Here is a 19,665-nt window from a genome sequence, read left to right as displayed (position 1 = left end):
ATGTGATGCCGTTTTTTTGTTAGACAACTCCCGGCTTGTCATGCCCGTCTGCATAATGTGACCAAGTCCCTCATAGACATGTATCAATCAATTCAAAACATGTGCTGAAGGGGATGATGACATGCGCCGGATTTCATGGGTGCTGCTCGCTGTTGTATTAAGTTTTACCTTGGTGTTATCGGGATGTGGGAAGAAGGATGCCGACGGAGTTATAAAGGATCTGGGCAAGGTCGCTGATAAGCTGGAGAGTGCTAATGGAGCTTATCAGGGTGCTGGAGTGATGACCATACATACAGGTTCGACTCCTCAGCAGTATCAGGTGGAGGTATGGTATCAATCCCCGAGCTATTACCGAATCAGCTTGACCAACGGACAGAAGGACATTACACAAATTGTACTACGCAATGATGATGGGGTGTTTGTTCTGACACCAAGCCTTAACAAGAGCTTCCGCTTCAAAAGCGACTGGCCGGAGAATCAAGGACAGGTGTACCTGTACCAGACGATGCTCGGTAGCATTTTAAGTGATAATACTCGTCAGTTCGCGGAGGATAAAGACAGCTACGTATTTGATGTTGCCGCCAAATATCATAGCCATTCCCTCGTGCGTCAAAAGATTTGGCTTGCCAAAGACACCTACACACCAAAGCAGGTTCAAGTATCTGACTCTGAGGCTAAAGTGGTTGTGGATGTAAAATTCAACTCATTTACCTTTGATACGAATCTGACAAAAGAATCGTTCGACACGAACCGTAACCTCAGCACGATGAATCAGCCGGAGAAACAAACGATGGCTGAAGTGGATGAGAATGGAGTGCCAGTGGCCTCTACCGACGGAACGGGAGAAGCCCAAGGGCCGGAAGCAGAACCTACTGCAGCCCAACAGCTCGGATCATTCGGAATCATTGAGCCTGAATACACTCCGGCTGGGGTCATGATCAAAGATACACAGGAAATTGCAGATAGCAAGGACCATGCGGTTGTTCTCCGTTATGACGGTGTGTATCAATACACAATCATGGAGTCCCGTCCGCTGGATCGCGCGGTGTCGCTGGCACCAGGCAGCGCGATAGATTTAGGCTTTACTATGGGCGTGCTGACAGGCGATGAGCAAAAAACACTGACCTGGATGACGGAAGGGATTGAATTCCGGATCACGAGTGCAAACCTTCCAACTTCTGAAATGGTTGAAATCGCTGCTTCCATGAAGGAACAATCGGGTAAATAATACGATGAAGGCGGATACCGAGTATTGTAGAAGGGTTAAATCTCTGCAATAAAGGCCATTCGCCTCTTTCTTCAAAATGTAAGGATGTGCGGTTCACAGCTCCATTTTTCCTTATATTTCAAGCAGGAACGATCCATTTCTGCATGTTCGCGGGGCTGAGGAAGCTATTGAACTAATCTGGCGGCAGCAGCTGAATTGACAGTTGCCTTAAGGAACATTACCATTAGTCTATTGTAGAACATGATGTTTTTCAAAATGGTAAGAAGGTGACTGGAATTGCAAGTGATATATCGACCTACCCAAGCGGAAATCAATCTGGACCATCTGCGTAACAATTACAACAGCTTCCGAAGCTCTCTTCCGGAGCAAATGAAGCTTCTGGCCTGTGTCAAAGCGAATGCATACGGACATGGGGCAGTAGAGGTTGCACGAGAGATGGAGGAACTGGGCGCGGACTATTTAAGCGTCGCCTTTTTGGATGAAGCGCTGGAGCTTCGTCAGGCGGGGATACACATGCCGATTCTTGTGTTAGGATACACGCCTCCAGAAGGGATCGAGACGGCATGGAAGTATGATATTGCCGTGACCCTGTTCAGTCCAGAAGTGCTCGAAGCGATCAAGGCCCTGCCGGAAGCGGGAGGGCGTCGGCTGAAAGTGCACATCAAAATTGACAGTGGAATGGGCCGATTGGGTCTGCTTCCGGGCGAAGCTGCCATATCTTTTATGGAAGAGATTTTTTCGCTGCCGCAGGTAATTGTCGAAGGTATGTATACCCATTTTGCAAGAGCAGATGAAGAGAATAAAGACTACACACTGGAACAGTACCGGCGATTCAAAAGCGTGGCGGACGCCCTGCGGGATTTGGGTTACACCATCCCGATCATACATACGGGCAATAGTGCCGCTGCCATCGATACTCCTGATCTATCCTATAATATGGTGCGGATAGGCATCAGTTTATATGGATTGTATCCATCGGATGAGGTGAATCGAACAACGGTAAGCTTGAGCCCGGTCATGACGTTAAAGACGCAACTCATCTATGTCAAAAAGCTTCCGCCGAACTATTGTATCAGCTATGGCAGCAAGTATGTAACTGAGGAGGAAGAAGTGATAGGAACCCTTCCCATCGGTTATGCTGACGGATATTCCCGTATGCTGAGCGGTAAAGCGGAAGTACTGATACGCGGACGCCGCGTTCCTGTTGTCGGTAATATTTGTATGGACCAGTGTATGGTATCGTTGAAAACTTTCGCCGAGGAGGCGGAACAAATCAAAGTCGGTGAAGAGGTTGTACTCATCGGCCAGCAGTCTGGAACGTGTATAACGGCAGATGAGCTGGCGTCTAAGCTGGGTACCATCCACTATGAATTAGTCTGCATGATCGCCCGTCGGGTGCCGCGTGCGTATATACGCGGAGGCATACCCGTTAAAAGGGCGAACCCCCTTTGGTAGCACTTCTTTTTTGATAGCATTATTCATTATTTTATTCGGGAAAGAAGGAATAAGTACAGACTTTCACGAACTATGAATATGACAGTTAGTCTGTACGAAAGTGCCGATTGTAGTTTATAATGAGATGCAGCATACTTGATATATCTTCGGCATATATATTCTTTTGTATAAATTTCCTTGAATAACGTAATACTGGTGCACAGGGCAAGAAGGTTGTGGGGGTGGAATAGAAGGTGGCCAACATGCAGAACACCAAACGAATCATGATCAGTTTACCGGATCATCTTTTGCAGGAAGTGGACGGGATTGCTCAGCTGGAAAATTCCAACCGTAGTGAGCTTATCAGGCAGGCCATGAAGCTGTATTTGAATGAACGCAAGAAGCGTTACATTCGTGAGTCTATGCAGCGGGGTTACATGGAAATGGCTAAGATTAACCTGACTATGGCGTCTGAAGCGTTTCACGCGGAGGAAGATGCAGACAGCACTCTGGACCGCTTAGTAAGCGGGGTGTAGACAGTGATCGTAAAACGCGGCGACGTATTTTTTGCGGATCTTTCACCCGTTGTCGGTTCCGAGCAGGGCGGTGTAAGACCGGTCCTCGTCATTCAGAACGATATCGGTAACCGGTTCAGTCCTACGGTAATTGTTGCGGCTATAACCGCACAAATTCAGAAAGCTAAACTTCCGACCCACGTTGAAATAGACGCGGCGGCCCATGGATTTGACCGAGATTCCGTAATTTTGCTGGAGCAGATCCGAACGATTGATAAGCAGCGGTTAACCGATAAGATCACCCATCTGGACGAGGAAACGATGAGCAAGGTGGATGATTCCCTGCAGATCAGTTTGGGTTTGATTGATTTCTAGTGTTAACGTTTAAACATAGCAGCCCTATAGGGAGCAATAACCCGCCGGGAAGTATCCCGGCGGGTTATTGCTCGTTAGTTGCAGACATGTGATATGGGGAATTGCTGGAATCTGTATGTTGAAGGGTACTGCCATCGGGTATTAAGACGTAGGCAGTAGTTGTGATTGCAATAAAGGTAGCAAAACAAACTACCGACCACGCCCATGCATTCTTGTTGTTCATCCGTATTACCTCCAATATAATGGTACGACAGAATAATCTAGTTTAATGCTTGTTTAATAATTGTATATATAGAATCTTAAAAACAGATGAAAAGCAGATTAAGGTTTACTTAAAAGAGGGGACAAGTTGGGCAAGCTGGAAATGCAGGCGAAGATTTGGGATAATGGTTGTATAGTTTTTTGAAGAGAGAGGGATAAACATTGTCTGAATTAGAAGCTGTCGTGGAAGTGAATGAGGAACAGATCCGCAAAGAAGAGTATGAGAGGATCGTCAAACAAATCGCCAAGGAGCTTCAGTTGTCAGTCAAGCAGGTCCGTACGACCGTTGAGCTGCTGGATGAAGGAAATACGATACCGTTTATCGCACGTTACCGCAAAGAGATGACAGGGGAACTGGATGAGAACCGCCTTCGTGATATCGAAGACCGTACCAACTATTTGCGTAATCTGGAGGTTCGCAAGCGGGAAGTCATCCGGATTATAGATGAGCAGGGCAAACTGACCGACGAACTTAGATCGTCGATTGATCAAGCGGTGAAGCTTCAGGAAGTGGAAGATTTGTACCGTCCGTACAAGCAAAAGCGGAAGACACGCGCTAGTGTGGCGAAGGAGAAAGGGCTTGAGCCTTTGGCTTCCTGGATTTGGAATCAGCCGAAGCAAGGGGACGCCCTGATGGAAGCCGCGAACTATGTAGATGAAGAAAAAGGAGTGGCTACGGCGGAAGAAGCGCTTCAAGGCGCAATGGACATTTTAGCGGAAAATATCGCTGATGATGCAGCAATACGTTCCTGGGTGCGCCGCTATAGTATGGATCACGGCATATTGACCTCCGAAGCCAAGGATAAGGAAGTAGAGTCCGTCTACGAGAACTATTATGAATACCGTGAGTTGGCCAAAAAAATGCCGCCTCACCGTATCCTCGCTATCAACCGTGGGGAACGTGAGAATATCCTCAAGGTTGGTCTGGAGGTTCCGCCCGAGTCGATTCACGGATATATTGGCAAACAGGTATTAAGCGGCACATCTGTGGTATCCGATATTTTGAATGCGGTTATTGAGGATGCTTACAAGCGCCTGATAGCCCCTTCCATTGAACGGGAAGTTCGAGGTGAGCTGACGGAGAAAGGTGAGAACCAGGCTATCTCTATTTTTGCGGGGAATTTGCGCAGTCTGCTGCTGCAGCCGCCGGTGAAGGGACGCTGTGTGCTTGGGGTTGACCCGGCTTACCGTACGGGCTGTAAGCTGGCTGTGGTGGATGATACAGGTAAACTGCTTGAAGTAGCTGTGACGTACCCTACGCCTCCGAACAATAAAAAGCGGGAGGCAGCCGCCAAATTTAAAGAGCTCATTACCAAATATGGAATCCAGCTAATTGTTATCGGAAACGGTACCGGATCCAGGGAGACGGAGCAGTTTGTTGCTGAGGTTATTTCTGACATCGGCGATCCTGATCTGGCGTATTTGATCGTTAATGAAGCGGGAGCAAGTGTGTATTCAGCCTCCAAGCTAGCCCAAGAGGAGTTCCCTGATCTCGATGTAGCAGAGCGCAGCGCAGCCTCGATTGCCCGTCGTGTTCAAGATCCGCTAGCTGAGCTGGTGAAGATTGATCCGAAATCGATCGGTGTGGGACAGTATCAGCACGATGTATCGCAAAAGCATTTGGAGGAAAGCCTGAAGGCGGTTGTAGAGTCTGCGGTTAACCATGTCGGTGTTGATGTTAATACGGCTTCTCCATCCTTGCTGTCTTATGTGGCGGGTATAAATGCGACAATCGCCAAGAACATTGTGAAATACCGGGAAGAGAACGGAAAGTTTGTCAGCCGGAAGCAGCTTCAGAAGGTGCCTCGTCTTGGGGCTAAGACCTTTGAACAATGTGTGGGCTTCATGCGGATTTCTGGCGGGGATAATACGCTAGACAGTACGCCAATTCACCCGGAATCATATCCTGTAGTGGACCGGTTGTTCAAAGAGCTCAATGTTAGCTCGGACAAAGTTGGAACGAAAGAGTTGGCTGAACTCCTGGATGGACAAGCGACCGAAAATCTGGCTGTGAAGCTGGATGTCGGTGTACCGACTCTGCGGGATATCCTGGATAGCCTCCAGCGCCCTGGCCGTGATCCACGGGAGGAGCTGCCGCTTCCGATCTTCCGCACGGATGTGTTAAAGATTGAAGATTTGCTGCCAGGTATGGAGCTTCAGGGGACCGTCCGCAACGTGATCGACTTTGGTGCCTTTGTTGATATCGGTATCAAGAGTGATGGATTAGTTCATATTTCACAGCTTAGCGATGGATATGTCAAACATCCAATGGATGTTGTATCAGTCGGTGACAATGTGACCGTATGGGTATTGAATGTAGATTTGAAAAAAGGCCGCGTCGGTTTGACCATGCGTAAGCCGAAGGACCAATAAGAATGACAAGAAGCCCCAATCCAGTGCTGGATTGGGGCTTCTTGTTAAGAGATTGGCCTTCAACGTGTAGTTTTGAATGAGCGGGAATAAACTTGAAAATATCTCGCAACAAACTAAAACAAGCCAGATCCTTGGTCTGGCTTGTTCGCATACCTGATTTGGATAATATGGTGCACACCCTTTATTGGGCATCCGAGCTCTCACCCGGGGAGTTTCGGTAAAAGAACCAGCACTCGTTCAGTAGTTTTATTTGGCGTCTGTCCTTTTTGCGAAAGGCACGTGTCAGTTGATTGCAGAGCCATTGCGGCAAGGGTATCTCCTCCTCTTGCGATCCGTCTGTTATGGATAGCATATGGGGAAGACGCCCAAAGCGTGCAGGTCTACCTACTTTTAAACGGCTTCTTCTTCATACCACTGCTCCAGCTGTGCCTGTAAGGCGCGAATTTCAGTGAGCAGAGATATGAGCGGATAATGAATCTCATCCAGGGAAGCAAAGGTGCGTTCCAATTCATTTATGTAGTCAAGACCACTGACCGTTTCCGCAGATTCCTGAAGCAAGTCCAAGTTATCACATTCAGCTACGGCGAGCGGCAGATCCGGCTTGTCCGGTGTAGTCAGCTTGCTGATTTCCTTATTGAGCCGCAGATTGAGCGCGCTAAGCTGGTAAGCGTAATCCGAAGGCATTTCCACGTATTGCAGTTTATCGTTCAGCTGTAAAATTACATAACGCATGTTCGGCATGATTGTAAGTTCTCCCTCCATACTTTCCTGCTTCAGATTATTTGCAAAATTCATTCTGATCGTTTGACGAAAGCCGTTCATTTGCATCATCCTTACTTGACAGTGTAGCTTAGAGAGAAGTTAAAATTCAAGTAGTATCCTTCGCGTGTCGTGTGCACGAATAAAGAAATGCGGAAAGGGAGAAGGCAGACGTTATGCATGAGATGAGCAACGAAGAGCTTCAGGCTTGGGTGGAGGAGATCTCGATTAAAAGTTTTCGTGTTCCATTTAAACACCGTGCTTTGTTTAACCGTAGGCTTTCCACCACAGGCGGGCGGTATTTTATGAAGAGCCACAATATAGAAATTAATCCTCACCAGCTTGAGATTCATGGGCGAGAAGAAGTGGAGAAGATCATAAAGCACGAGTTATGCCATTATCATCTACATCTGGCAGGACGGGGATATAAGCATCGTGATTCCGATTTCAAAACACTGCTTAAGGCTGTAGGTGGCAGCCGCTTCTGTAAAGCAATTGTAAAACCGCGCGATAAACAACGAAAACCAGAGCCCTATCGCTATGTGCTGCGGTGTGTGGATTGTGGAACAGAATACAAGCGCAAACGAAAAATGGATCCAGCACGTTACCGCTGTGGTCGCTGCAGTGGTCGTCTTCGTCTTCTGCCGCTTGACTGAAAGCGCACATCATGGTAAATTAATATTCAGTTACATCATAACGTTCCCTGATAGCTCAGTTGGTAGAGCACTCGACTGTTAATCGAGTTGTCACAGGTTCGAGTCCTGTTCGGGGAGCCATTCATTTGGAGAGATACCCAAGTGGCTATAAGGGGACCCTCTGCTAAGGGGTTAGACTGCGTAAGCGGTGCGAGGGTTCGAATCCCTCTCTCTCCGTTTAGAAATAACATCGATTAGAAAATGACCTGTAGCATATGCGATGGGTCATTTTTGTATGTACAGGGATGAGAACCCTTTTAAGGGTTCGTCGGAGCATAGGCATCGGTAGGATCAGCATCGCAGTCTCGAACGAAGTGAGAGTACCCCTCTCTCTCCGTTCTGAATGACATCGATTAGAAAATGACCTATAGCATATACGATGGGTCATTTTTGTATGTAAAGGGATGAGAACCCTCAAAAGAGGGGGCGTCGGCGCGTTCACATCCTTAGGAAACGCTTCGCAGTCTCGACCAACGGGAGAGTATCCATCTCCATCGTTGACATCGTTTGATTTCTTGAATTATATTTCATTTAACAACGAATAATAGATTCTTTAATACTTCGCAGTAGAAAGCTCGAATATCCTGTGCGCGACATAGATAACTCATTACTTTAACTAATTCAAGCCATCAACGAAAGTATAATTAATAATATAATGAGTTTTTTAGAGAAGGAGGTCTGGTGTATGACTAAAGAGAAATCGAAAATTATTGACCATTATTCTAATTCGATTGAATTTGTTGAGAGTTTAAGTTGTATCACTGAAAATCAATGGAGGAGTCCAATAGATACTGGGAAATGGTCGATAGCGGAAATAATAGGACATTTAGTATTTTGGGATGAAGTTGTACATAAACGAATTCCTCATTTATTTTCGGAAGGGGTCCTACCAAAGGTTCCAGATGTAGAAGCTATGAACTCACAAGCTGCAGCAGAAGCAAGAACATATGAAAAACAAATGTTAGTAAATAAATTTGTTGCGGTAAGAAAAGAACTTATTGGTGCAATAGATAAAATGCCCCTTACAGATTGGTGTAAAGAATTCAATATTGGTCAAACGCGTTTGAATTTATTCGATTATTATAACGGTCTAGTAAAACATGATACTCACCATTTTCAACAAATTAAACGTGTTTTAGAGCTATAGGTGGCGATTGATAAATATTCCGATCTCGTAGAAGATGGAGCAGAAATTCATTATAGATGGTCAATAATTTGATGTTATAAGTTCAAGATATTACTTAAAGTAAAGGGAATACCGTGATAGAGGAATCGATAGCAACGAAATTTTTGGGCTAAATTTGATGAAGGATTAAACCTAAAATTTTTTTGAAAAACATATAAAAAAAGCTTGTCATAAGTTTTCTATTTATGCTATACTCAATCTTGTCGTCACGGCGATGTTGAAAATAAGGCCCGTTGGTCAAGGGGTTAAGACACCTCCCTTTCACGGAGGTAACAGGGGTTCGAATCCCCTACGGGTCACCATATTTTACTTTGAGAACCCCAACGGTTCGTCGAAGCACAAATTAACTTTTATGGCAGCCACTTTGATTGTCATCGAGAGCCATTAGCTCAGTTGGTAGAGCACCTGACTTTTAATCAGGGTGTCGAAGGTTCGAGTCCTTCATGGCTCACCATTTTTTTACAGATTTAACCCTTTTAATATGCGGTAGTGGTGGAATGGCAGACACGCTATCTTGAGGGGGTAGTGGGTGTATACCCGTGGAGGTTCGAGTCCTCTCTACCGCATACTAAAAAGCTCCTGCATTTTTGCAGGAGCTTTTTTTGGCGTTTATGCAGGAGATGTTTCCTGCTTAGTTGCTCCTTTTTCCGTTTATCCTCCACCAGCTTGATAGGGGCTTATTCAACTAAAGCAGGCCCAATGGTGATAAATTATTTTATAACCCACGAACCAATGAATTTGGTATTCTTTCTAAAAAGGACGTAATTAAAACTTACTATAAGCCTAAACAAGTAATTGCTTATTGGAGAAGACAATAATTAAAGGAGCTAAAACAATGAAATATTATACTTGTTTAGTATGCGGATACGACAAGCTTGATGAACCACCGATAGACGAATATGGTTATAAGACCTATATACGTTGCTCATGTTGCGGCTTTCAATTTGGATATCATGATGATGATTTAGGATATACCTATATAGCATATCTTGAAGAGTGGATTAAAAAAGGGGCGAAATGGCGTTATCGCGAACCTAAGGATTTCGATTTGAAAAAACAATTGCTGAATATCGGCAATACTTTATAGGTTTTTAATTATTAGGACCCATTTCCAATTTCATTTGGAAATGGGTCTTTTAACGGTCCGAACGAGGGGTTAGCAGGGGCTTCCTTGAGAAGTAAATGATGTTTCATATTTGGTCCAGCGGTTAATAGGATACCATGGACAGGCAACTTCCCAAAAACCTATAAGGAGTGATTCGTAATGGCTAGAAACAACACTGGTAAAATGAGCCGTGAAGAAGCAGGACGGTTAGGTGGAGTAGCAACAGCCAAGAACCATAATAAAGAATTTTATCAGGAGATCGGCCGCAAGGGTGGCAAGGCAACGTCAAATTCTCACAGTAGACAGTTCTATCAGGAAATTGGCAGGAAGGGCGGAGAAGCTACTTCTGACTCCTAGGGTAAAGAGTTTTATTAACAAATTTTGCAAAATAGAACCTTCATAAGTAATTAGGAATAGCCATAGTCTGGGGCTGAACCCGGCTATGGCTGTTTTATTTCTTACTGTACAGGCTACAGAAGAATAGCAGTAGCTTTCTGGACAGAGTGACTAGGAATATGTTATTTATATGATAATGATAACCATTCTCACATAAGGGCGGAATTTGTTTTGATATTGAATATAAGGAAAGACAGTAACGGCAAAGGAAAGCAGCACACAACATTCAACTCTTTGACAATCAAATTGTGGAATATAGAAGTGTTCACTCTGGAAGGCATGCATCTGGAACAGCGGCTTACGCTTCAACCAGCACTCGTTGTTTTGCTCGGAGGAGAGGCTTCTCTGGAAAGAGAAGATCGTAAAAATCGGATGGGAAAAGAATTTGCTTACTTTTGCCCGGGTGGTACAACTTTCGGAATAAACAGGCATGGTGTGGAATCGGTGTCTGTTGCCGTCATTTATTTTAACTTCTATAAAGAATCATTATGCAGGAGACAGCTGGAGGAGGCTGATGCCGAAAAAATACTTCAGTACAATGGTGCATTGACGCTAAGCTCAGCAGATCGATTGAGTTTGTTCTGTCGATCCATATATGAGCATTTTCGAAGTGATGATGATTTTAAACAATGGCGGGCTCAGCTGGATTTTCAAGAATTACTGCAAGAGATGTTATTTTTGGGCAATTTGAATGTCAAGAGCGATAAAACTCAGGGATTGGAACGGAGCAGAGAATACATGGACAATCACTATCATGAAGAATTGACGATTGACCAGCTTGCCGGTATGGCCGAACTCAGTCCCAAATATTATATGGATATGTTTAAAAAAACGTATAGTCTTAGTGCGATGGAATATCTGGCTCAGGTCAGAATGAATAAGGCGAAACAATTAATGTTGGGTTCAGGACGCATTCTTAAGGAAGTCGCGCACATGGTGGGGTATAAAGACGAATTTTATTTCAGTCGAAAGTTCAAAAAAGAATTTGGTCTATCTCCGTCGGCCTACATAAAAAAACGAAAAAACAAACTAGCCGTCTATGGTTCAACCTCCCTATTAGGTTATTTACTACCGCTTAATATCATTCCATATGCAGCGCCGTTGCATCCCAAATGGTCTTGGAATTACTACCATAACCTTGGTCCGGATATCCCTGTACACTTGAATGCGTTCCGCCAAAATCATAACAAAACAGGTAATCTGGAAAAGCTTGAATTATCACAGCCGGAGCTTATTATCTGTTCACAGGATCTGGAATTATGGGAGAAGGAGCGGTTGCAGCAGATTGCCCCTGTTTATGAACTTCCAGAGGAAAGTGTTGGGTGGGAGGAGCAGCTACTGTGGATGGCACATTTACTTGATAAAAATGTAGAGGCACAGCAGTGGATAGAGTCATTTTATAGTAAATTACGCTCCTTCCGGCATGAGATTTTCAGGGAAATCAAAGATCGGCCAACGCTTTTGACCGCACGTCTTCATGATCATGAACTGGTCTCATATAGAAGCCACGGTATAAGAGAAGTGTTGTTTAACAATCTGGATTTTCTTTCACCTTCCCTTATAGGAAAAATGACTGACGATGTCCCCTTAACTGTTGACAAGATAAAGACAATGGAGGCAGATCATATTTTTCTTTTGGTCCGTCAGGATTCGGAAACGCTTGAATATTGGCGAGAACTGCAATCTTCTCCGGATTGGATGACGATACCTGCTGTTAGAGAAGGAAGGTTTCATCAGATATCCTCCTATCCCTGGCGAGAATATTCACCGATTGCACTGGAACTAATGGCTGAAGAGGCTGCTAAAATCTTTTCCGGAAATTGTCCATGATAGATTCGGTGATTTGTCCATGGTGTAATGAACGTTCATCCCTTACCATTATTAATAATGATAATCATTATCAATTACAGGGTGACCGTTGAAAGGGGAACAAGAAAGAGATGAAAAAAATGAAGTTTATGCTGGGGTTATTCATGGTGATGGCCATGATTTTATCGGCTTGTGGTGGAGATAAGCAAGGAAAAGAGCAGGCCGTTAATAATGAATCCCAAAACAATGCTTCGCAGAACGAATCCACAGAGAAAAAAGCAGATGCTCCTCAGACTGCAGATACCAAAGTTGTGAAATATCTGGACCAAGAGTACACACTGCCAACTAAGACAGAGCGAATTGTTATCACAGGTGCTGTCGAAGCCATGGAGGATTCCATTGTTTTGGAAGTTAATCCTGTTGGAGCTATTACTTTTGCAGGGGAGTTCCCTCCTTTGTTTCAATCCATAACGAAAGATGCTCAATCCGTTGGAGAAAAAATGGAACCGAATTTCGAAACCATTTTGTCATTGAAACCAGATGTCATTCTGGCATCTTCCAAAGCCAAACCGGAGGTTATTGAGCAGTTGAACAAAATTGCACCGACAATTCCGTATTCCCATATCTCAACGAACTGGGAGAGTAACTTAAGACTGCTTGGGGAGTTAAGTGGCAAACAGGAGCAGGCGGAGAAAGAAATTGCCCAGTACAAAACTGACCTGGATGCGGCCAAATCTCAGCTTGGAGATTCCCTTAAGGATAAAAAGGTTGTTGCGTTAAGGATCCGGGGTGGAGAGCAGTACATTTATCCGGAAGCTGTATTCTTTAATCCGGTATTGTATGAAGATCTTGGGATCGTAGTTCCTGAGGAAGTGAAAGCAGCAAAAGCACAGGAATTGATCTCCAAAGAGAAATTTGCAGACATGAATCCAGACTATCTGTTCATCCAGTTCTCTCCGGAAGAGAACAAAGAAACACCGGATGCGCTTGAGAAATTCAAGAACGATCCGATCATGAAGAACATTAAGGCTTTCAAGGACGACCACGTTTTTGTTAATGTTGTCGATCCCTTGGCTCAAGGCGGAACAGCCTACAGCAAAATTCAGTTTCTGAAGGAAGCGGTAAGTCATCTCACAAAATAGATCAGTATAAGGCGTGTTGTATATGCGGTTCAGATGTTCGCTGCCGGCGGCTATCCTTGTGATAGCCCCGGCAGCAGTTATATTGCTCATCATTGCTTCTATTTTATATGGAGCTAAAAATATTACAGTTGATGTGATTTGGGATTCCGTATTCGCATTTGATGCAGACAGTGTAGACCATCAGATCATTATGACTTCTAGGCTGCCGCGTGTCATTGGAGCGATGCTGATTGGTGCTTTTCTGGCTATATCAGGAGCACTCATGCAAGGAATGACAAGAAATTACCTTGCATCGCCCTCCATCATGGGCGTATCGGACGGTTCTGTTTTTGCGGTTACTCTATTTATGGTATTTATGCCAAACGCGAATTCCACCTGGTATATTGTATGTTCCTTGATCGGATCTGCCGTCGGTGCAGGCATTGTTTTCGGTCTTGCCTGGATGATTCCTCATGGACTTAGTCCAGTTCGTCTGGCAATACTCGGTACAATTATCGGAACATTTCTAAGCGGAACAGCTAATGCCATTGCGACTTATTATCAGATTTCCCAGAATCTTAGTTTTTGGTATAACGCCAGGCTGCATCAGATGGATCCGGAATTGATTAAGTTAAGTATTCCGTTTGCCGTTGTGGGTTTGTCACTGGCTCTTGGTCTGTCTAAATCTGTATCTGTCCTTTCACTCGGCGAAGAGATTGCGAAGGGACTGGGAATACGTACAGTGCTTGTTAAATCGCTCGCGATACTGGCCGTCGTTATTTTGACCGGTGTCTCTGTGGCACTAGCTGGAAAAGTTGCCTTCGTAGGATTGATCATTCCCCATATCGCCAGATTTTTGTCGGGTTCTGATTACCGCTGGATCGTTCCCGTATCCGGGGTGCTAGGTGGAGTGTTTCTGGCTTTGTGCGATATTCTTGCGCGGTTTATCAATTTTCCTTTTGAAACTCCGGTAGGTGTTGTTACGGCTTTGATTGGTGTTCCCTTCTTCTTGTATTTGATTAAGACGAGAGGGGGAGGGCAGCATGCGTAACACATCTTATGCACGTGTGAGTACTGTATTAGTTATAGGAACCGTCATTGTGTTTACGGCTGCTTATTTCAGTTTGACGAGCGGAACCTTTGACATATCAGTTATGGATCTAATCAAAACATTGCTAAGAATCGACCCTCAGCCAGACTATAATCTTGTTGTGTTTGATTTTCGCCTTCCACGTATCGTTCTTGGTGCCCTGGTTGGCTTCTCCTTGGGAATAGCCGGTGCCGTGATCCAAGGCGTAACGAGAAATGGACTTGCGGACCCCGGGATACTTGGAATTAACGCAGGTGCGGGAATGGCTGTTGTGCTGTTTATGTTCCTGTTTCAAGGGAATATAACAATGACGGGATGGCTTGGCGTAATGATGATGCCAATGTTCGGTGTGGTCGGCGGGATGGCTGCCACAGCGGCGATTTATTTATTTGCCAGACAAGGCGGAACGCTCGATCCGCAGCGGCTTATATTGGTCGGGATTGCTATTGCTTCCGGATTCGGCGCTGTGACCATGTATGTCTCTCTCAAAATGAATCCGAATGATTTTGAGATGGCAGTTGTATGGCTCGCGGGCAGCCTTCACAGCGCGAACTGGAAGTTTGTTATTACCATGCTGCCTTGGATACTGCTTCTTCCACTAATAATTTGGCTGCGCGCTCATGTTCTGGATTTGTTTCAGTTGAGTGAGGAAAGTGCGAAAGGGCTTGGCGTATCTGTTGAAAGGGAAAAAAATATTTTTCTGTTGTGCAGCGTTGGATTGGTGAGTGCCAGTGTTGCTGTCTCAGGCAGTATCGGTTTCGTGGGCCTGATCGCTCCTCATATGGCCAGACAATTGGTAGGACTGCGGCACAAAAATATCATTCCTGTCAGTGGTGTGGCTGGCATGGCGATCGTTCTTATCGGTGATTTTATTGGAAAAACGATATTTGCACCTGCTGAACTGGCTGTTGGTATTGTGGTATCCATCATCGGTGTGCCCTACTTTGTTTATTTGCTCATTCGAACGAGGAAATAAAAAGACTGGAGGAGTGGAATGAATCACTTTCATCATTTAAAAGTGGAACAAAGAGAAGTCATATTATATCTGCCACCTTCCTATGAACAATCCGACCGGCACTATCCCGTTGCTTATGTCCAGGACGATGGCTACCTTTTTACCGAGTGCTTGAACTATTTGGAGCATTTATTTGCTACAGGAGCACTGGAGGAACTGATTCTGGTTGGCATCACGAGTCCAAACCGAAATGATGAATATACCCCATGGCCTGCAGAAGCACTTCTGAAAAACATGAACGCCTTCGGTGGCAAGGGGAAGGTATATGTAGATGAGGTCGCGGATGTACTCAAGCCTTACATAGACAATCACTATCGGACACATAAAGAAGCTGAAAATACGGCGATCATCGGTGGTTCTTTTGGAGGATTAATTTCACTGTTTGCCGGGTATTGGCGCCCGGATACATTTGGCCGGATCGGCCTACTGTCAGCGTCCTTCTGGTATGAGGGGGTTATGGATTACATCCGCCAAAATGAAGGCATGAACAAAGACTTGCGAATGTTCATGTCCGTGGGCTTATGCGAAGGGAAATATAAACAGAATGCACAGAAGCAAATGGTGCCAAATACCAAAGCCGCAGCTTCATTATTTATCGAAAAAGGTTTTCCTGAAGACTCGCTCCGTTTGGTTTTGGATCCACAAGGAACACATGATGGTATATTCATGATTCAGCGGTTCCCTGAAGCGCTACAGTGGCTGTTTAACCAACGTCCTGAAGCAAAGTGCCTCGTAAAAGAAAGTACAAGAGAATTTAGTATACCAGGAACCCAAGTGTGGAATGTGCAATCGAATCGTACGGGGCGTTGGTATCGAATTAGTATCGCTAAGCCGGTAGAACCGCCCCCTGAAGAGGGATACCCTGTCCTGTATGCGTTGGACGCAAATGCTTCGTTTGGTTCTCTGGCTGAGTCCATACGGATGCAATCGAGGCGCCCACATGGGATTTCGCCGGCACTTATCGTTGGAATCGGCTACGATTCCGACAATCCGATCGTAACGAATGAACGTTTTTATGACTACACTGTTCATGCTGACGAAACTGAACTGCCTGCCCGTCCTGATGGGTCTCCATGGCCTAAAACCGGGGGAGCCGAGGAATTCCTCACATTTATTGAGGAAGAGTTGAAACCGAAGGTTGAGGAGTGCTTCTCCATCGATCATTCGAGGCAGTCACTGTTCGGCCATTCTCTTGGAGGATTTTTGTCGCTGTATTCTTTGTTTACTCGATGTGGGACTTTTCAGCGTTATATCGCGGCCAGTCCTTCTGTTTGGTGGAAAAATCATGTTCTTTATCAGATATGGAACGAGAGAGAGGAAAACTTGGGGCAGCATGAACAATCTGGGGAACTGCTTATTTTCGTAGGAAGTAATGAGAAGCCGTCTATGGTAAAAGATGCGAAGGAGTTATACGAGGTTCTTAAAGCGTCCCCAAAAGGAATACATCCGATATTTCAAGAAGTGGAGGGCGAGGGGCATGTTTCGGTTATACCTTCGCTAATCAGCCCGCTACTTCGTTTCATCACAAAATAAATAAGAGATAAAGAGCCTTCGCTTATGAGCGAAGGCTCTTTATGCTGGGAACTTAGAGATGGTAAAGGATGTATCATCAAGGATCTGATCATTAAGGTGGCCATTTAACTCGTAGCTACTCTTCTGACGAAAAATGAGGATCCTCTAACACAGATGAGTATTTAGGATATAATCTTTTGATACAGCTAGGGCAAATATCGTGTGTAAATTCGATAGGCATACGGCTTTCTAGATAGTTTTCGACGGGTTCCCAGACTTTCGCAGTTCGGACATGCTTACATACGGCGCAGATCGGAACATGTCCGTGAAGCGAGCATGTCTGAGCAAGCGCCCGTTCGAGACGGATCTCTTTTTGTTTATATCGCGTAATATCGGAGAACGAAACAATCATTCCATTGGGGTTGTTTTTATCTATTGTAAGAGAATAAGCCTCGCACAAAATCCAAGCGATCCTACCGCTCCAGTCTATGGAATACTCCACAGTATAACTAGAATTTTTTCCTGTTAGTACATCCTTCAATGAGGTGAGATATATCGTTTTATAAAACTCCCCGAAGGAGGGCTTGCCAAAGATCTGTGGAGGCATTTCAAAAAAAGGGGTTCCAGGCCATTCAAAATTGGGAGAGGCACCATACTTTGGAGCCATCAGCCTCCATGAGTCGTTAATTTGATCTATTGTGCCATCTGGACGGATAATCATCAGTCCAGGTTTCAGGAAATGGATTGCACAACTCCAAGATGTGGATAAAGATTGTCGCAAATTACTCGCTCCCCTGGTATAGAAACTTTGGATAAGAGACAACGGGCATGAAGAAATGGTATAATTTAGACGTGTATTTTCTCATTATACACTTAATTAAGTCATTGTTCAAGTAAAAAATAACGTAAATAAGTATTTATTTTTTTAGAAGATTGGGAAAGGCGGTTGTTTCATGCAGTCAATATACCAACGAATCGAACATCTCATTGAAAGCCGGGGTATGACTAAAAAAGCGTTTTGTGAAAACCTCGGGATCAGCACAGGAAATTTTGGTGACTGGAAAAGAGGTAAGACAACCCCAAGCACCAATAAACTGATTGAGATCGCCGGCTATTTCGAAGTTAGTCTGGACTGGCTTATTGTCGGTAGGGGGAGTCCTTCTACAAGTGTGATGGAAGTTCGTGAAAATTACGGGACTGATCATATGCAGGAGACGGCTGAACAGATTCAAGCATCAAGCCTTACGGATGATGAGAAGGACTTTATTAGGGAGTATCTAGAGTTTACGGAATACAGGAAGTATCGGGATAGGGAGTAATTGCCTCTTTACTTCTTAGCAAGAGATCTATATAATAGGGAATGTTCTCTTGTAGAACTTCCCTTACAATATGCGGTAGTGGTGGAATGGCAGACACGCTATCTTGAGGGGGTAGTGGGTGTATACCCGTGGAGGTTCGAGTCCTCTCTACCGCATCATACAACAGAAGAACAACTCCTTGCTGAGCAAGGGGTTGTTCTTTTTTGTTTTCAGGCGTACAACGTTTCATCTCTTGATATAAAAATATGCAACTGCAACCCCAGATGATCCGTAAGAAATATGTATGGATTGTTATGAAAGGGGATATTTAATATGCGTATTGAAGAAATGATAGAGGAACGCTTTAGATGCTCCAAATGCGGAGGAACCCATTGTGCAACGAAGGAAGTAGCGATGTCTGGATCAGGGCTAAGCAAAATGTTTGATATTCAGCACAATCATTTCCTGTTCGTTTCCTGTACCAATTGCGGATATGTAGAAGTATTTAATCCGGATATTCTAGAAGGCAAGAAACGCGGACAGCTAGGCTCTATACTCGACGTGTTCTTTGGTTGACATCACCCTTAAAATTCTTTAATATGTCTAAGTACCAGAAAGTACAAGGTAATCTAGACGAAACTTAAATAGATGGGTGATGCATGTGTCATACAGACCACAGATTTCTAACGTGATCAAAGCCGGAAGCAACGACAAAGAAGGGCTTTACGAGTTCATTATCAGCTTAGCTGATGGAACGGATTGCCGCGTGTTCTACAACCGTTTTCCGGAATGGAAAATGACTAATGTAAGCCGACTTGGAAAAACACCTTGTCCGGTTTGCCGTAAAGATTTCATCTGCAAATGCATGGAGAAGTTCTCCACTGATTTTGATCAACAGATGAGAGATGGCGAATGGCTGAGTAAAGCAGCTGCAGAATAATAGAACTTGCTACGATAAAGCGCGGGAGAATCCTCCTGCGCTTTTTTTCTTTTATATTAGAAACGGAAGTAATTGAATCAGGGGATGTGGTTGTATAGTATCATTGGAGCTATACATACAAGGGAGGGAAGAGATGATGGACAAACATCTTGAACAGTCACAGCATGCGATCGTGCTGATTGACGGGGTGTGTCATATGTGCCAAGGGCTTACGAAGTTTATCATAAAGCGTGATCCTCCAGGAATGTTCAAGTTCGCTTCACTTCAGTCCGATATCGGAAAAGATATTCTTCGGCAAGGGGGATTGCCTGAAGAAACGGTCGACACCGTTGTTGTTGTGGAGAATGGTACTTACTATATCCGCTCTGCGGCTGCTCTGCGCATTGTACGTCGTCTTACTTTTCCGTGGCGGCTGCTATATGGATTTATCATCGTGCCGCGGGCACTCCGCGATGTATTGTACAAGTGGGTAGCAAAAAACCGATATCGCTGGTTCGGGCAAGACGAGCAATGCATGATACCAACGCCGGAAATCCGGCGCCGGTTTCTTTAG

At 44.7% G+C, this 19,665-nt stretch carries 20 protein-coding genes and 6 tRNA genes; 24 read left to right on the top strand and 2 right to left on the bottom strand.

What is annotated here, in order from left to right; translation table 11 throughout:
- Positions 1-121 precede the first annotated feature (121 nt).
- The 5 genes from MNQ98_RS24320 (at position 122) to MNQ98_RS24300 (ending at position 6,186) form a co-directional block, all read left to right on the top strand.
- Positions 122-1,228: a LolA family protein gene (locus tag MNQ98_RS24320; protein ID WP_241930540.1), complete on the top strand. Its 1,107-nt coding sequence runs from the start codon at positions 122-124 to the stop codon at positions 1,226-1,228.
- Between the two features lie 276 nt (positions 1,229-1,504).
- Positions 1,505-2,683, top strand: coding sequence for an alanine racemase (gene alr / locus MNQ98_RS24315; RefSeq protein WP_241930539.1), 1,179 nt, complete (start codon positions 1,505-1,507; stop codon positions 2,681-2,683).
- Positions 2,684-2,916: 233 nt separating this feature from the next.
- On the top strand, positions 2,917-3,198 hold the full coding sequence (locus MNQ98_RS24310) for a CopG family ribbon-helix-helix protein (protein WP_046681343.1): 282 nt from the start codon (positions 2,917-2,919) through the stop codon (positions 3,196-3,198).
- A gap of 3 nt (positions 3,199-3,201) precedes the next feature.
- The gene (locus MNQ98_RS24305; RefSeq protein WP_208918011.1) at positions 3,202-3,552 is read left to right on the top strand and encodes a type II toxin-antitoxin system PemK/MazF family toxin; all 351 of its coding nucleotides are present in this window, start codon (positions 3,202-3,204) and stop codon (positions 3,550-3,552) included.
- A gap of 423 nt (positions 3,553-3,975) precedes the next feature.
- The gene (locus tag MNQ98_RS24300; protein WP_277883692.1) at positions 3,976-6,186 is read left to right on the top strand and encodes a Tex family protein; all 2,211 of its coding nucleotides are present in this window, start codon (positions 3,976-3,978) and stop codon (positions 6,184-6,186) included.
- Between the two features lie 181 nt (positions 6,187-6,367).
- Here MNQ98_RS24300 and cmpA read toward each other — a convergent pair whose 3' ends face one another.
- Both cmpA and MNQ98_RS24290 read right to left on the bottom strand, forming a co-directional pair.
- Positions 6,368-6,496 carry a cortex morphogenetic protein CmpA gene (gene cmpA / locus MNQ98_RS24295; protein ID WP_208918012.1) on the bottom strand — a complete coding sequence of 43 codons (129 nt, stop codon included), beginning with the start codon at positions 6,494-6,496 and terminating at the stop codon, positions 6,368-6,370.
- A gap of 80 nt (positions 6,497-6,576) precedes the next feature.
- A complete protein-coding gene (locus MNQ98_RS24290; protein WP_241934028.1) occupies positions 6,577-6,927 on the bottom strand; it encodes a hydrolase/acyltransferase in 351 nt (116 codons plus the stop codon).
- A gap of 203 nt (positions 6,928-7,130) precedes the next feature.
- On the opposite strand from MNQ98_RS24290, the gene MNQ98_RS24285 reads away from it, so the two are divergent.
- The 19 genes from MNQ98_RS24285 to MNQ98_RS24195 all read left to right on the top strand — a co-directional run bounded on the left by MNQ98_RS24285 (position 7,131) and on the right by MNQ98_RS24195 (position 19,665).
- Positions 7,131-7,601: a SprT family protein gene (locus tag MNQ98_RS24285; RefSeq protein ID WP_241934027.1), complete on the top strand. Its 471-nt coding sequence runs from the start codon at positions 7,131-7,133 to the stop codon at positions 7,599-7,601.
- A gap of 44 nt (positions 7,602-7,645) precedes the next feature.
- Positions 7,646-7,721, top strand: a tRNA-Asn gene (locus tag MNQ98_RS24280).
- Positions 7,722-7,728: 7 nt separating this feature from the next.
- Positions 7,729-7,817 (top strand) — tRNA-Ser (locus tag MNQ98_RS24275).
- 508 nt (positions 7,818-8,325) lie between these two features.
- Entirely contained in the window at positions 8,326-8,787 is a 462-nt protein-coding gene (locus MNQ98_RS24270; RefSeq protein WP_241930538.1) for a DinB family protein, read from the top strand.
- A gap of 266 nt (positions 8,788-9,053) precedes the next feature.
- Positions 9,054-9,128: transfer RNA gene (locus MNQ98_RS24265), tRNA-Glu, on the top strand.
- 76 nt (positions 9,129-9,204) lie between these two features.
- Positions 9,205-9,280: transfer RNA gene (locus MNQ98_RS24260), tRNA-Lys, on the top strand.
- A gap of 29 nt (positions 9,281-9,309) precedes the next feature.
- A tRNA-Leu gene (locus MNQ98_RS24255) sits at positions 9,310-9,392 on the top strand.
- Positions 9,393-9,661: 269 nt separating this feature from the next.
- Complete coding sequence (locus tag MNQ98_RS24250) at positions 9,662-9,913, top strand: hypothetical protein (RefSeq protein WP_241930537.1); 252 nt, start codon at positions 9,662-9,664, stop codon at positions 9,911-9,913.
- 177 nt (positions 9,914-10,090) lie between these two features.
- Positions 10,091-10,288 (top strand): KGG domain-containing protein, encoded by a 198-nt coding sequence (locus MNQ98_RS24245; RefSeq protein ID WP_481856671.1) that lies wholly within the window; start codon positions 10,091-10,093, stop codon positions 10,286-10,288.
- A gap of 210 nt (positions 10,289-10,498) precedes the next feature.
- The gene (locus MNQ98_RS24240) at positions 10,499-12,157 is read left to right on the top strand and encodes an AraC family transcriptional regulator (RefSeq protein WP_241930536.1); all 1,659 of its coding nucleotides are present in this window, start codon (positions 10,499-10,501) and stop codon (positions 12,155-12,157) included.
- A 110-nt stretch (positions 12,158-12,267) separates the two neighbouring features.
- Positions 12,268-13,278, top strand: coding sequence for an ABC transporter substrate-binding protein (locus tag MNQ98_RS24235; protein ID WP_241930535.1), 1,011 nt, complete (start codon positions 12,268-12,270; stop codon positions 13,276-13,278).
- A gap of 22 nt (positions 13,279-13,300) precedes the next feature.
- Positions 13,301-14,308 carry a FecCD family ABC transporter permease gene (locus MNQ98_RS24230; protein WP_208918017.1) on the top strand — a complete coding sequence of 336 codons (1,008 nt, stop codon included), beginning with the start codon at positions 13,301-13,303 and terminating at the stop codon, positions 14,306-14,308.
- The gene (locus tag MNQ98_RS24225) at positions 14,301-15,323 is read left to right on the top strand and encodes a FecCD family ABC transporter permease (protein ID WP_241930534.1); all 1,023 of its coding nucleotides are present in this window, start codon (positions 14,301-14,303) and stop codon (positions 15,321-15,323) included. The genes MNQ98_RS24230 and MNQ98_RS24225 overlap by 8 nt, the downstream gene beginning before the upstream one ends.
- Positions 15,324-15,341: 18 nt before the next feature.
- The gene (locus MNQ98_RS24220; protein WP_241930533.1) at positions 15,342-16,895 is read left to right on the top strand and encodes an alpha/beta hydrolase; all 1,554 of its coding nucleotides are present in this window, start codon (positions 15,342-15,344) and stop codon (positions 16,893-16,895) included.
- 932 nt (positions 16,896-17,827) lie between these two features.
- Positions 17,828-18,193 (top strand): helix-turn-helix domain-containing protein, encoded by a 366-nt coding sequence (locus MNQ98_RS24215; RefSeq protein ID WP_241930532.1) that lies wholly within the window; start codon positions 17,828-17,830, stop codon positions 18,191-18,193.
- 72 nt (positions 18,194-18,265) lie between these two features.
- Positions 18,266-18,348, top strand: a tRNA-Leu gene (locus MNQ98_RS24210).
- 157 nt (positions 18,349-18,505) lie between these two features.
- Positions 18,506-18,748 carry a zinc ribbon domain-containing protein gene (locus MNQ98_RS24205; RefSeq protein WP_208918022.1) on the top strand — a complete coding sequence of 81 codons (243 nt, stop codon included), beginning with the start codon at positions 18,506-18,508 and terminating at the stop codon, positions 18,746-18,748.
- An 85-nt stretch (positions 18,749-18,833) separates the two neighbouring features.
- Positions 18,834-19,112: a hypothetical protein gene (locus MNQ98_RS24200; protein WP_241930531.1), complete on the top strand. Its 279-nt coding sequence runs from the start codon at positions 18,834-18,836 to the stop codon at positions 19,110-19,112.
- Positions 19,113-19,245: 133 nt separating this feature from the next.
- Positions 19,246-19,665, top strand: coding sequence for a thiol-disulfide oxidoreductase DCC family protein (locus MNQ98_RS24195; protein ID WP_241930530.1), 420 nt, complete (start codon positions 19,246-19,248; stop codon positions 19,663-19,665).

This window comes from Paenibacillus sp. N3/727, assembly GCF_022637315.1.
Taxonomy (GTDB): Bacteria; Bacillota; Bacilli; order Paenibacillales; family Paenibacillaceae; genus Paenibacillus_AQ; species Paenibacillus_AQ uliginis.
Note: the sequence above shows the minus strand (reverse complement) of the source record. Positions and strands in the feature narration are given on the sequence as shown.

Bases quoted from the DNA above. Each gene is read 5' to 3' on its own strand.
- MNQ98_RS24320 (WP_241930540.1), top strand. From the start codon at position 122: ATGCGCCGGATTTCATGGGTGCTGCTCGCTGTTGTATTAAGTTTTACC.
- MNQ98_RS24290 (WP_241934028.1), bottom strand. From the start codon at position 6,927: ATGCCGAACATGCGTTATGTAATTTTACAGCTGAACGATAAACTGCAA.
- MNQ98_RS24285 (WP_241934027.1), top strand. From the start codon at position 7,131: ATGAGCAACGAAGAGCTTCAGGCTTGGGTGGAGGAGATCTCGATTAAA.
- MNQ98_RS24270 (WP_241930538.1), top strand. From the start codon at position 8,326: ATGACTAAAGAGAAATCGAAAATTATTGACCATTATTCTAATTCGATT.
- MNQ98_RS24250 (WP_241930537.1), top strand. From the start codon at position 9,662: ATGAAATATTATACTTGTTTAGTATGCGGATACGACAAGCTTGATGAA.
- MNQ98_RS24245 (WP_481856671.1), top strand. From the start codon at position 10,091: ATGGCTAGAAACAACACTGGTAAAATGAGCCGTGAAGAAGCAGGACGG.
- MNQ98_RS24235 (WP_241930535.1), top strand. From the start codon at position 12,268: ATGAAAAAAATGAAGTTTATGCTGGGGTTATTCATGGTGATGGCCATG.
- MNQ98_RS24230 (WP_208918017.1), top strand. From the start codon at position 13,301: ATGCGGTTCAGATGTTCGCTGCCGGCGGCTATCCTTGTGATAGCCCCG.
- MNQ98_RS24225 (WP_241930534.1), top strand. From the start codon at position 14,301: ATGCGTAACACATCTTATGCACGTGTGAGTACTGTATTAGTTATAGGA.
- MNQ98_RS24220 (WP_241930533.1), top strand. From the start codon at position 15,342: ATGAATCACTTTCATCATTTAAAAGTGGAACAAAGAGAAGTCATATTA.
- MNQ98_RS24215 (WP_241930532.1), top strand. From the start codon at position 17,828: ATGCAGTCAATATACCAACGAATCGAACATCTCATTGAAAGCCGGGGT.
- MNQ98_RS24205 (WP_208918022.1), top strand. From the start codon at position 18,506: ATGCGTATTGAAGAAATGATAGAGGAACGCTTTAGATGCTCCAAATGC.
- MNQ98_RS24195 (WP_241930530.1), top strand. From the start codon at position 19,246: ATGATGGACAAACATCTTGAACAGTCACAGCATGCGATCGTGCTGATT.